The organism is Inquilinus sp., from assembly GCF_057815775.1.
This window is the reverse complement of the sequence record NZ_JBYRFX010000060.1, coordinates 1-10,608: the sequence shown is the minus strand read 5'-3', so window position 1 is coordinate 10,608 and position 10,608 is coordinate 1. Positions and strand designations below refer to the sequence as shown.

Sequence of the window (10,608 nt, the reverse complement as noted above, 5' to 3'; positions counted from 1 at the left end):
CATCCAGATCCACACCGGCCCGGTGCACACGCTGAAGGATGCCGGGCCCTGGCTGAACGTGCTGGACCCCGGCTTCAACCTGCATCTGCGCGAGGACCGCATCGCCAGCAGCTGGATCGTGCGCAAGCCGACCAAGGACGGCACCGTGACCTCGCTCGAGCTGTTCGATGTCGACGGCACGCTGATGGCGATGCGGTCCTCGCGCAGATGCAGGTTGAAGCCGGGGTCCAGCACGTTCAGCCAGGGCCCGGCATCCTTCAGCGTGTGCACCGGGCCGGTGTGGATCTGGATGCAGCCGGGATTGCCGACGAACACCATGATCGAGGCCTCGGTCGCCGCCGCCCGGGTCAGCACCCGGCGCAACGCATCCAGCGGCACCGGCTCGGCGCGGGCCGATCCGGCGAGGCGCATGGCCTGGAGGCGGTCGAGCTTGTGCGATTTCAGCAGGCCGAAGAACTGGTGGGTGTCCTCCATCCCGTCCCAGCCGGCACGGAAGCCGTCGGTGTCGATCTCGGCATCGTCCAGGAGGACGGGGCTGGTCACGGCCTCCGTCACCAGCGCCGGCGCCTGGTCGGCGTGGCGGAAGCGGTCGACCAGGGCGGTGAAGGCGGCCCGGTCGCTTGCCTCGACCAGGAAGATCTTGTGGATGGCGGTGCCGGCCGCATCGAAGAACTGCAGGCTCGGTCGGGGATGGCTGGCATCGCCGACGGCAAAGCCGTGTTTCCAGCGCGTGTAGAACAGCCGCAGGTCGATATCGGGGCCGAGCGCCAGCCCGACATGGCTGCCGGCCGAGACGTTCTCGTAGATTCCGGTCTTCTCGTGGACGACGCTTTCGTTGCGGGTCAGCGCCATCACCGGCCCGAGATCGTGGGCCGCCTGGAGGATCGCGCTCCATTCGCCGCCGATCCGCACGGTGCCGTCGCCGATACCGGAGGCGACGAGTTCGCCTTCGCTGACGCCCAGCTCCGCCGCGGCATCGCGTGTCCGCAGTTGCGGGCGTTCGGCGCGCAACGCGGCCCAGCGCACGGCGAGCGCGGCCTCCGGCGCGGCGGAGACGTCACGGTCGAGGCTCTGCATCATGCTCTCCGATCACCGGTAAGGAGCGGCGCCGGCGACCGGCGGGGGACGACAAGACATGCCAAATCAAGGCCAAGGGCTGTGCCGGCCAGGCTGCGATGCATGACGAGAACCTGTTGCGGAAACGGGTTCTCGCGCAGGGCCTGGCGGCGGGTTGGAACCCGACTTGCTGGGAGCGCGAAGGGAAGAGGGTGGGTTACTTGGTCAGGATCAACTTGCTGTTGCGGGTGATCCGCAGGCGATAGACGTCATCGCCGTGCTGGATCGTCAGCTCACGGCGGGTGCCGAACAGCTCGCGCGTGTCCAGGCTCGCGGCCACCGGCCTCTGAGCTGATTCGACTGCATGCAGTGTGGATTGTTCCAGCATGATCCCATCCGACGGTGAGTTGGTCGATCATTCGATGTTGAGAGTCATTCTCACATCCATCGGATAGGGTCAAGCAAATGCGTGTCATTCCTATCCGCATTGCGACAATTTGACGAAACCAGAAGCCTTCCGACCATCGCACGGCACTTGCCTCCGGCGCCGCCGCGCGCATACTCAGCGACACTGAGGCCGACAATGGTCGTGTGAATGGATCTGGACGCCGGACGATGATGGCGATGGATGAGGCCAGGCTGGCGGAACGGCCATCTGCGGACAGCCGGCGGCCGGACGATGGAGATCGGGCGGCAGAGCGCTTTCTCGACCGTCCCGAGGCCCTGCGCGGCGACACTGACCTTCTGCGCCGGCTGAACCACAGCCTGTTTACCGAGCCGGAGTATCGCTCGACCGTGCCGAGCCTGCGCAGCTTGGTCACGCTGGCGGCAGCGGCGCTGCTGGCGGTTGGGGCGGCGGCGCTGGTCGGCACCGCCTGGCATGATCTGAGCGGCGGCGGGACGACGCAGCAGGAGTCCCGCTGAGCCGCCCGCTCCGCTGGTCTCTCAGCTCTCGTATTGCAGCAGCGATTTCACCGGCGCGTCGATCTTGTCGCGGCCGTTGAGGAAGGTGAGCTCGATGAAGCAAGCCGCGCCCCGGACATCGGCGCCGACCCGGCGCAGCAGCTGGATCGCCGCCGCCATGGTGCCGCCGGTCGCCAGGAGGTCGTCGAGCACGACGACGCGCTGCCCCGGCTTGATCGCATCGGCCTGGATCTCGATCGCGTCCGACCCATATTCGAGGTCATAGAGATGGCCGATCGTCTCGCCTGGCAGCTTGCCGCGCTTGCGGCACATGACGAAGCCGCAGCCTAGTACATAGGATAGTGGCGCGGCCGCCAGGAACCCGCGAGATTCGATGCCGACCAGGATGTCCGGTTGCCATTCCCGGACCGAGGCGGCCATGGTCTCGACGGCATTACGCCACGCTTGCGGATGGGCCAAGAGGGGCGAGATGTCGTAGAACAGGATGCCTGGCTTGGGAAAATCCGGGATGCCGCGTATGTGCGACTTGAGATCCATGAGACGTCCTCGATTGCGGGCCGGAGTGAAGATGCATCGTAGTTCGCGCGGCCCGAAAGGCAATTCGCAGGTGCGGCAAGCCGGTTTTCCGGGGGCTGGGCGTTGACCGCAGCCGCCGCGACCGCCGACGCCGCCCGGATCGACAGCAGCGAGGAGCGCGGCGTCACCACCGTGCGCCTGGCCGGCGCCTGGATCACGCGGACCGCAGCCCCGCTCGACCATGATCTCACCGCCCTGGTGAAGAAGCATCCCAGCGGCCAGGTGGTGCTGGACCTGTCCGGCGTCACCCTGCTCGACACCGTCGGCGCCTGGCTGGTGCATCGCACCCAGGAGGATCTGGCCGCCGGCGGCGCGACGGTCCGGGTCGAAGGCGTGTCTGCCGACCAGAAGGGCCTGCTGGAGGCGGTGTCGCGGGTCGAACGCGACGTGCCGGTGGCCCATCCCCAACGCAACATCCTGCACGATCTGGCGCTGCGCACCGGCAAGTCGACCTATCATTTCCGCGACGAAGGCGTGGCGCTGCTGAGCTTCCTCGGCCTGCTCGTGGTCAAGACCATCGGCGCGCTGCTGCATCCACGCCGGATCCGCTTCATCGCGCTGGCCCACAACATCGAGGCCACCGGCCTCAACGCGATGCCGATCGTCGGGCTGCTCGCCTTCCTGATCGGCGTCGTGCTGGCTTATCAGGGCGCCGACCAGCTGGCCCGGTTCGGCGCCCAGATCTTCGTCGTCAACCTGCTTGGCGTCTCGGTGCTGCGCGAACTCGGCGGCCTGATCACGGCGATCATCGTCGCCGGCCGCTCCGGTTCGGCCTTCACCGCCCAGATCGGCACGATGCAGGTGAACCAGGAGGTCGATGCGATGGAGACGCTCGGCCTCGACCCGATCGACGTGCTGGTGATCCCGCGCGTCCTCGCCCTCGCCATCACCCTGCCGTTGCTGACCTTCTATGCCAACATCATGGCGATCTTCGGCGGCGGGCTGATGTCCTATTTCGTGCTCGACATCAACGCGCCGCAGTTCCTGCAGCAGTTCCAGTCGGCGATCACTCTCAACACGCTGTGGGTCGGCATGATCAAGGCGCCGGTCTTCGCCTTCACCATCGCCATGGTCGGCTGCTATGAAGGGCTGAAGGTGTCGGGCAGCGCCGAAAGCGTCGGCCGCCTGACCACGCAATCCGTCGTCGTCTCGATCTTCCTGGTGATCGTGCTCGACGCCCTGTTCTCCATCCTGTTCGCCACCCTGGGGATTTGAGCCATGCACAAGACCGCAGAGGCCCCGGAGCGTGAGGCGCCGGACGACACGATCGCGATCCGGGTGCGCGGGCTGAAGACCCAGTTCGGCGCCCAGGTGATCCATGAGGGACTGGACCTCGATGTCCGCCGCGGCGAGGTGCTGGGCGTGGTCGGCGGCTCCGGCACCGGCAAGTCGGTGCTGTTGAAGGAGATCATCGGCCTGATCCGGCCGGCCGCGGGAACGATCGAGGTGCTCGGCACCGACATGGAAGCGGCGGACGAAGCGGAACGCAGGGCGGTGCAGCGACGTTGGGGTGTCATGTTCCAGGATGGTGCGCTGTTCAGCTCGATGACCGTGGCCGAAAACATCCAGGTGCCGTTGAAGGAGTATTCCCGCCTGCCGCGCTCGATGATGGACGATCTGGCCCGGGTGAAGATCGCCATGGCGGGCCTGGCCTGCAGCGCCGCGACCAAGCATCCGTCGGAGCTGTCGGGCGGCATGCGCAAGCGGGCGGCCCTGGCCCGGGCGCTGGCGCTCGATCCCGAGATCCTGTTCCTGGACGAACCGACCGCCGGCCTCGACCCGATCGGCGCCTCCGCCTTCGACCAGCTCATCGCCGAGCTGCAGCGCAGCCTGAAACTGACGGTGTTCATGGTCACCCACGATCTCGACAGCCTGGTCACCATCTGCGACCGCATCGCGGTGCTGATCGACAAGAAGATCGTGGTCGATACCTACGAGAACCTGCTCAAGGTCGACCACCCCTGGATCCAGGAATACTTCCACGGGCCGCGCGGCCGTGCGGCCGAGGTGGCGCATGCCGAGCATGTGGCCGCCGAAACGCCGGCGACCGCGGCGGAGCGCTGAGATGGAGACCCGTGCCAGCTACGTGGCCGTCGGCAGCTTCGTCCTGATCCTGATGGTCGGCTTGGTGGTCTTCGCCGTCTGGCTCGGCGGGTCGGGCCTGCGCGAGAACGCCGACCACTACCTGATCTACTTCTCCGGCAACGTCACCGGTTTGCAGGAGGGCAGCCAAGTCCGCTATCGCGGCATCCCGGTCGGCACCGTGCAGGATGTCCGGATCGACCCGGCGAATGTCGAGCGCGTGCTGGTCCGCATCGCGGTGCGGCCGAACACGCCTGTCGTGAAGGGTACCGTGGCCTCGCTGGAGATCCAGGGCCTGACCGGCGGCGCCTTCATCCTGCTGAGCGGCGGCGCCCAGGGCGCGCCGAAGCTGGAGCGGGCGGAGGGCCAGGAGTTCCCGGCGATTCCGTCCAAGACCTCCGGCCTGCAGGCGATTGTCGACACCGTGCCGCAGCTGCTCGACCGGCTGTCCGACATCTCCCGCGAGCTACAGAAGATCTTCTCCGAGGACAACCAGCGGAACATCACCGAGACGCTGGCGAATGTGAACCGGCTGTCCGCGGCGCTGGCGGAGCGTTCGACCCAGCTGGCCACCACTATCGACCGGATCGACACGCTCTCCCAGAACATGGACGGGCTGGTGACCGAGGCGCGGGGCGATCTCAAGCAGCTCTCCGGCCGCGCCGACGGCTTCCTGGCCAGCACCGACACCCAGGTCACCGCTGCGGTCTCGGATGCGCGCGACATGATCGCGTCGCTGAAGCAGAGTGCCGGCGAGGTGTCGCGGTTGCTGAAGCAGTCCGGCCCGGGCGTCGAGAGCTTCTCCACCGACGGGCTGTATGAGATCACCATGCTGATCACGCAGCTGCGGCAGCTGACCGACAATCTCAACCGGACGCTGTCGCGGCTCGACCGCAGCCCGGCCCAGTTCCTGTTCGGCGGGTCCTCCAGCGGTGTCCCGCCCCAGGGGTCCTCGAGGTGAAGATGACGATGTCCCCCTTGTCCCGGCGCCTGTTCCTGCGGCAGGCGACCGTGTCGTCCGCGGCCCTGGGCCTGGTCGGCTGCGGCGGCATCAGCGCGCTGGCCCCGGCGGCACCGTCGGTCTACGAGCTGACGCCGAAAAGCACCTTCGATGCCAACCTGCCGAAGGTCACCTGGCAGCTGCTGGTCGACATGCCCTCGGCCAATGCCGGGGTCGACACCGACCGGATCGCGATCAGCGAGAACCAGACCGCGCTGGACTATTTCGCCAAGGTCGCCTGGGTCGACCGGGCCCCGGCCATGGTCGTCGGCCTGCTGGTCGAGAGCTTCGAGAACACTGGCAAGATCGTCTCGGTCGGGCGGCAGATCTCGGGGCTGCGGGCCAATTACGTGCTGCAGCCGGAGATCCGGGAGTTCCGGGCCGAGCGCTGGCCGGGCGAACCCTACCGGGTGCGGGTGCGGATCGGCGCCAAGCTGGTCCGCTTCCCCCAGCGCACGATCATCGGCGGCAACAGCTTCGAGCGGGTGATGACGGTCTCGGGGCCGGATTTCGGCGCCGTGATCCAGGCGTGGGACGACGCCCTGGGCGGGGTGCTGAAGCAGATCGTGGAATGGACTCTGCGCACCGGCGAGCAGGACGACCGCACCTCGGGCCGGCCGCGGCGATAAGCGGCAGCGGCCCGAAACAGAAAGCCCTAAGTCCGAAAATCAGTCTAGGCCGCGGAAGGCGGCCCCGACGGCTCATGGCGTGACAGGGGCGGGCGCCGATCGCGCCGCGGCGCCGTCAGCGGGTGACGGTCTGCCAGAAGAAGAACGCGACGACGGCGGCGATGATGACCCACTCGAAACCCATGATCCGATCCATCTGCATGCGTGACGGCCCTTCATAGCACGTGCCGGCCCGATCGCAAGCCGGTCGCCCGTGCCGGGCGGTGGCTGCGATGTTCGGAAATGAAAATATTGGCGCCGTTCCGGCATCCCCATTAGCATTCTCTGTCGTCTTGCGAAGAAAGAAGAGCGGCCATGAACGCCACGGCGCGGCAGAATCTGATCGTCGAACTGGTGCATCAGGAAGGCTACGTCACGGTCGAAGCCCTGGCCGACCGGTTCCAGGTGACGCCGCAGACCATCCGTCGCGACATCGCGCTGTTGCAGGACCGCACCCTGCTGCGGCGCTTCCATGGCGGCGTCACCGTGCCGGGCAGCGTCGAGAACTTCGCCTATTCCACGCGCCAGGTGCTGTGCCTGGAGGAGAAGCGCCGCATCGCCAGGCTGGCCGCGCGGCATGTGCCGGACAACGCGTCCCTGTTCCTCAACATCGGCACGACGACGGAGGAGGTGGCGCGGGCGCTGCTGGGCCATCGCGGGCTGCGCGTCATCACCAACAACATCAATGTCGCGAACATCCTGTATTCGAATGCGAGCTTCGAGGTGATCGTCGCCGGCGGCGTGATCCGCGCCCGTGATGGCGGCATCGTCGGTGAGGCGACGGTCGATTTCGTGCGCCAGTTCAAGGTCGATATCGGCATCATCGGCATCAGCGGCATCGACGGGGATGGCACGCTGCTCGACTACGACTACCGAGAGGTGCGGGTGGCGCGCGCGATCATCGACAATTCGCGGCAGGTGTTCCTGGCGGCCGACCACACCAAATTTGGCCGCAACGCCATGGTCCGGCTGGCCTCGATCGGCGAGATCGGCGACCTGTTCACCGACCGCGACCCACCGTCGCCCTTCGGCGAGGCGATCGCCGCCACCAGCTGCCGCATCCACGTCGCGGATTAGCCGCCGATCAGCCCGTCCTGCTGCAACCGGCCGACCAGCTCCTTGGCGGCATCGCCGGCGAGATCGTCGAAATCGGTGCTGGAGCTGCCGCGGGACCCGGCATCGGCCTTCCAGATGGTAGCGCCGCTGCGCAGATCCTGCAGCGACGCCGAGTAGCGGGCCAGCGGCTCCTCGACCCAGCCGCCGCTGCTGATCGGGCCGCCATAGGCCCCGGGATAGTAGCCATAGCCGCCGTAGGGGCCGTAGAAGCCGCCGTAGGGATAGAAGGCGTCCGGACCATAGGCGGGCGGGATGTAGCGGGTGGCGACGGCCCGGCGGTCGACGGTGATGCGCAGCACCGCCTGCACCCCTGATGTCCGCAGGGCGGCAGTCTGCGCCGCGGGCCCGCCGGCCCGGGTCGGCGGCACCAGGTCGATCATCCGCACGGCGCGGACGCCCTGGGCGGACAGGGCGGCGACCGCCGCGCTCTCCAGCGCCTGCTGTTCGCCCAGCCGCGCCGTATCGGCGGCGACGGCCACGGCGGTCAGCTTCGGTCCGCCGCGATAGGCGGGGTCGACATAGCTGGCGACTTGGGTCTGCGCGCAGGCAGCAAGCAGCAGGATCGCCAGGACCAGGGCCACGATGCGCATGGCATCTCCTGAGAATCATTCTCTTCCATGGAAGGAAATGGCTCGGCTCCGGTCCGCTGCAAGGTGAATGCGCGCGGCTGCGTCATCCTGTTCGGTGCTGCGTGGTGACATCGGTGGCGGAGCGGAACCAAACGGCCAAATCCTGCTGCTCATTCCCTCCCATGAAACGGCGGCTGGGCTTCCGCGGGCGTCTTGTGTATGCAGGTCATATTACGGAGGCCGTCCGGGGGGATCCATGGCCGTTGCCAGGAAGATTGTTGCTGCCGTTGTTGTTGCCGCCGCCATTTCAGGCGGAGCCGTTGCGGTCAACCCGGGGTCGGCGGTCGCCAGCCCTTGGGCAGAGCCCGGCGACTCGACGCTGCGGAACGATATTCATATCCTTGAGAACTTCGGTCTCATCGACGGCGTTCTGAATGTCTGGCCACTGCCCTGGGCCCAGATTACCTATCGCCTGGGGTCTGCCGACCGGGAGTCGTTGCCGGCTTATGCAAGGGCGGCGCTCGACCGGGTCCGGACCCGGGCCGCCTCCGAGACCAGGCAGAACACTCTACATGGCACGCTGCAAGCCGACCTGACCAACCAGCCCGCCCTGGTGAGGGGCTTCGACTCCACCCCGCGCCAGCGGGGAGAAATCACGGCATCGGCCGAGTACATGGGCGATTCGACGGCGCTGCGGCTGTCGCTCGGTGCTTATTCCCGCCTCGTCAAGGGCGACAGTCCCTGGTTCTATGCCGGCCAGGATTCCTTCCAGGCGTCGCTCGACGGCACCTATCTCGCCCAGCGGGTCGACAACTGGATCCTCTATGCCGGCTGGCTCGACGAATGGTGGGGCCCCGGTGAGACCACCAGCCTGATTCTGTCGACCAATGCACGGCCGTTCCCCAAGGTCGGCTTCATGCGCTCCAACCCGCATGCCTTCGAAACGCCCTGGCTCAGCTGGCTCGGCCCGTGGCAGATCACCGGCTTCCTCGGGGTCCTGCCCGATGACCGCCAGGTCTCGAACACGCTGATGTTCGCGCTGCACGCTTCGATCAACCCGATTCCGGGACTCGAACTCGGGGCGTCGCGCGTCATGATGTTCTGCGGCAGCGGCCGGCCTTGCGGTCCCAGCACGTTCTTCAATGGCTTTTTCGGCAACACCAACGTCTCGCAGGCGGATCAGGCCCAGGATCCGGCCAACCAGATCGCCGGCTTCGATGCGCGCTACAGCAAGCAGCTGTTCGGCCAGCCTTTCGAAGTCTATGGCGAACTGATCGGTGAAGACGCGGCCTATTCCTCGATCGGCATTCCCCTGCCGTCGCGGAACGGGGCGGTGATCGGCGGGTCGCTTTGGAATGGCTGGGGTGACGATGGCGCCTCCTGGAAATTCAACGTCGAGTATTCGAATTCGACGGCGAACTTCCTGAACAAGGCGATCTACAGCTATTTCTACGAGAGCGGCGCCTATCCCGATGGCTACCGGTTCTATGACCGGGCGATCGGCGACAGCCTCGACGGCGATGCGGAACTGATCGGCCTCACCGGAACCTTTATCGACAGCGACAGCTGGACCTACAAGGTCGCCTATTACCACGCCAGCCTGAACCCGAAGAACAACCCGCACAATACGGTCAGCGAGGACGCGGAGACGATCAACATCCTCGATATCGGCACCTCCGTGCCGTTGCGGCACAACACGGTCGGCATCAATCTGCGGCTGCAGGATGATTCCCCGAACAGCCCGGGCAAGAGCAAGCCGATGGCGGCACTGGGCGTGTCGACGACGATCCGCTTCTGATCGCCGTCGACCCTGACGCAGGATGGCCCTGCGTCAGGAGGCTCGGCGTCAGGGCGTGTCGAACCGGATGACGTCATCCTCGCCGAGATAGGGGCCGGCGCGGACTTCGATCAGTTCCAGGTCGATCTTGCCGGGGTTCTCCAGTCGGTGATCGATGCCGATCGGCAGGTAGGCGGCCTCGTTCTCGCGCAGGATCCGCGACTGGCCTTCCATGGTCACCCGGGCGGTGCCGGATAAAACCACCCAGTGCTCGGACCGGTGATAGTGCCGCTGCAGCGCGATCTCCTGCCCGGGATGCAGGATGACGCGCTTGACCTGGAAGCGGTCGCCGGCATGCAGCGACTTGACGGTGCCCCAGGGCCGGTAGACCTCGCGGTGGATGACGGCCTCGGGCCGCTTGGCCGCCTTCAGCCGGTCGGTGATGGCCTTGACGTCCTGGACCTTGTCCTTGGCGGCGACCAGCACGGCATCGTCGGTGGCGATGACGATGATATCTTCCAGGCCGATCACGGCGGTCAGGATGCCGTCGCTGCGCACCAGGCAGTTGTGCGAATCCAGCGCCAGCGCGTCACCCTGGGTGATGTTGCCGTCGGCGTCGCGGTCGCCGATCTCCCACAGCGAGGACCAGGAGCCGACATCGGTCCAGCCGATCGATGCCGGCACGATGCCGGCGCGGTCGGTCTTTTCCATCACCGCATGGTCGATCGAGATCGACGGCGCCTGGATGAAGGCGGCGGCGTCGAGGCGCAGGAAGGTCAGGTCGCGGGCAGCGGCGGCCAGCGCGGCATCGGCGGCGGCCAGCACCGCCGGGGCGTGGCG

At 67.0% G+C, this 10,608-nt stretch carries 11 protein-coding genes and 2 pseudogenes; 8 read left to right on the top strand and 5 right to left on the bottom strand.

What is annotated here, in order from left to right; all coding sequences use genetic code 11:
- Nucleotides 1-22: 22 nt before the first annotated feature.
- Nucleotides 23-130 (top strand): annotated as a pseudogene (locus AC3XYG_RS02470) (hypothetical protein); the annotation flags it as partial.
- Between the two features lie 116 nt (nt 131-246).
- Here AC3XYG_RS02470 and AC3XYG_RS02465 read toward each other — a convergent pair.
- Both AC3XYG_RS02465 and hemP read right to left on the bottom strand, forming a co-directional pair.
- Nucleotides 247-1,077, bottom strand: a pseudogene (locus AC3XYG_RS02465) (hemin-degrading factor); the annotation flags it as partial.
- Nucleotides 1,078-1,273: 196 nt separating this feature from the next.
- A complete protein-coding gene (hemP, locus tag AC3XYG_RS02460) occupies nt 1,274-1,396 on the bottom strand; it encodes a hemin uptake protein HemP (RefSeq protein WP_489138226.1) in 123 nt (40 codons plus the stop codon).
- A 275-nt stretch (nt 1,397-1,671) separates the two neighbouring features.
- Here hemP and AC3XYG_RS02455 point away from each other — a divergent pair, with 275 nt between their 5' ends.
- A complete protein-coding gene (locus AC3XYG_RS02455) occupies nt 1,672-1,980 on the top strand; it encodes a hypothetical protein (RefSeq protein ID WP_489138225.1) in 309 nt (102 codons plus the stop codon).
- Between the two features lie 21 nt (nt 1,981-2,001).
- Here the strand turns inward: AC3XYG_RS02455 and AC3XYG_RS02450 are convergent, their stop codons facing one another.
- Nucleotides 2,002-2,517 carry an adenine phosphoribosyltransferase gene (locus tag AC3XYG_RS02450; RefSeq protein ID WP_489138224.1) on the bottom strand — a complete coding sequence of 172 codons (516 nt, stop codon included), beginning with the start codon at nt 2,515-2,517 and terminating at the stop codon, nt 2,002-2,004.
- A 102-nt stretch (nt 2,518-2,619) separates the two neighbouring features.
- Here AC3XYG_RS02450 and AC3XYG_RS02445 point away from each other — a divergent pair, with 102 nt between their 5' ends.
- The 5 genes from AC3XYG_RS02445 to AC3XYG_RS02425 all read left to right on the top strand — a co-directional run bounded on the left by AC3XYG_RS02445 (nt 2,620) and on the right by AC3XYG_RS02425 (nt 7,383).
- Nucleotides 2,620-3,771, top strand: a complete 1,152-nt coding sequence (locus AC3XYG_RS02445; RefSeq protein ID WP_489138223.1) for an MlaE family lipid ABC transporter permease subunit — start codon at nt 2,620-2,622, stop codon at nt 3,769-3,771.
- Nucleotides 3,772-3,774: 3 nt separating this feature from the next.
- The gene (locus AC3XYG_RS02440; RefSeq protein ID WP_489138222.1) at nt 3,775-4,620 is read left to right on the top strand and encodes an ABC transporter ATP-binding protein; all 846 of its coding nucleotides are present in this window, start codon (nt 3,775-3,777) and stop codon (nt 4,618-4,620) included.
- 1 nt (nt 4,621) lies between these two features.
- The gene (locus AC3XYG_RS02435) at nt 4,622-5,599 is read left to right on the top strand and encodes an MlaD family protein (RefSeq protein WP_489138221.1); all 978 of its coding nucleotides are present in this window, start codon (nt 4,622-4,624) and stop codon (nt 5,597-5,599) included.
- A 2-nt stretch (nt 5,600-5,601) separates the two neighbouring features.
- Entirely contained in the window at nt 5,602-6,267 is a 666-nt protein-coding gene (locus AC3XYG_RS02430) for an ABC-type transport auxiliary lipoprotein family protein (RefSeq protein WP_489138220.1), read from the top strand.
- A gap of 354 nt (nt 6,268-6,621) precedes the next feature.
- Nucleotides 6,622-7,383 (top strand): DeoR/GlpR family DNA-binding transcription regulator, encoded by a 762-nt coding sequence (locus AC3XYG_RS02425; protein WP_489138219.1) that lies wholly within the window; start codon nt 6,622-6,624, stop codon nt 7,381-7,383.
- Here AC3XYG_RS02425 and AC3XYG_RS02420 read toward each other — a convergent pair.
- Nucleotides 7,380-8,012: a hypothetical protein gene (locus AC3XYG_RS02420; RefSeq protein ID WP_489138218.1), complete on the bottom strand. Its 633-nt coding sequence runs from the start codon at nt 8,010-8,012 to the stop codon at nt 7,380-7,382. The two genes, AC3XYG_RS02425 and AC3XYG_RS02420, sit on opposite strands and share 4 nt — an antisense overlap.
- A gap of 475 nt (nt 8,013-8,487) precedes the next feature.
- On the opposite strand from AC3XYG_RS02420, the gene AC3XYG_RS02415 reads away from it, so the two are divergent.
- Entirely contained in the window at nt 8,488-9,789 is a 1,302-nt protein-coding gene (locus AC3XYG_RS02415) for a capsule assembly Wzi family protein (RefSeq protein ID WP_489138217.1), read from the top strand.
- A gap of 48 nt (nt 9,790-9,837) precedes the next feature.
- Here the strand turns inward: AC3XYG_RS02415 and AC3XYG_RS02410 are convergent.
- Nucleotides 9,838-10,608: cupin domain-containing protein (locus tag AC3XYG_RS02410; protein ID WP_489138216.1), on the bottom strand; the 771-nt coding region annotated here is incomplete at its 5' end.

Coding starts and splice junctions, on each gene's coding strand:
- AC3XYG_RS02425 (WP_489138219.1), top strand. CDS start 6,622: ATGAACGCCACGGCGCGGCAGAATCTGATCGTCGAACTGGTGCATCAG.
- AC3XYG_RS02455 (WP_489138225.1), top strand. CDS start 1,672: ATGATGGCGATGGATGAGGCCAGGCTGGCGGAACGGCCATCTGCGGAC.
- AC3XYG_RS02440 (WP_489138222.1), top strand. CDS start 3,775: ATGCACAAGACCGCAGAGGCCCCGGAGCGTGAGGCGCCGGACGACACG.
- AC3XYG_RS02435 (WP_489138221.1), top strand. CDS start 4,622: ATGGAGACCCGTGCCAGCTACGTGGCCGTCGGCAGCTTCGTCCTGATC.
- AC3XYG_RS02450 (WP_489138224.1), bottom strand. CDS start 2,517: ATGGATCTCAAGTCGCACATACGCGGCATCCCGGATTTTCCCAAGCCA.
- AC3XYG_RS02420 (WP_489138218.1), bottom strand. CDS start 8,012: ATGCGCATCGTGGCCCTGGTCCTGGCGATCCTGCTGCTTGCTGCCTGC.
- AC3XYG_RS02430 (WP_489138220.1), top strand. CDS start 5,602: ATGACGATGTCCCCCTTGTCCCGGCGCCTGTTCCTGCGGCAGGCGACC.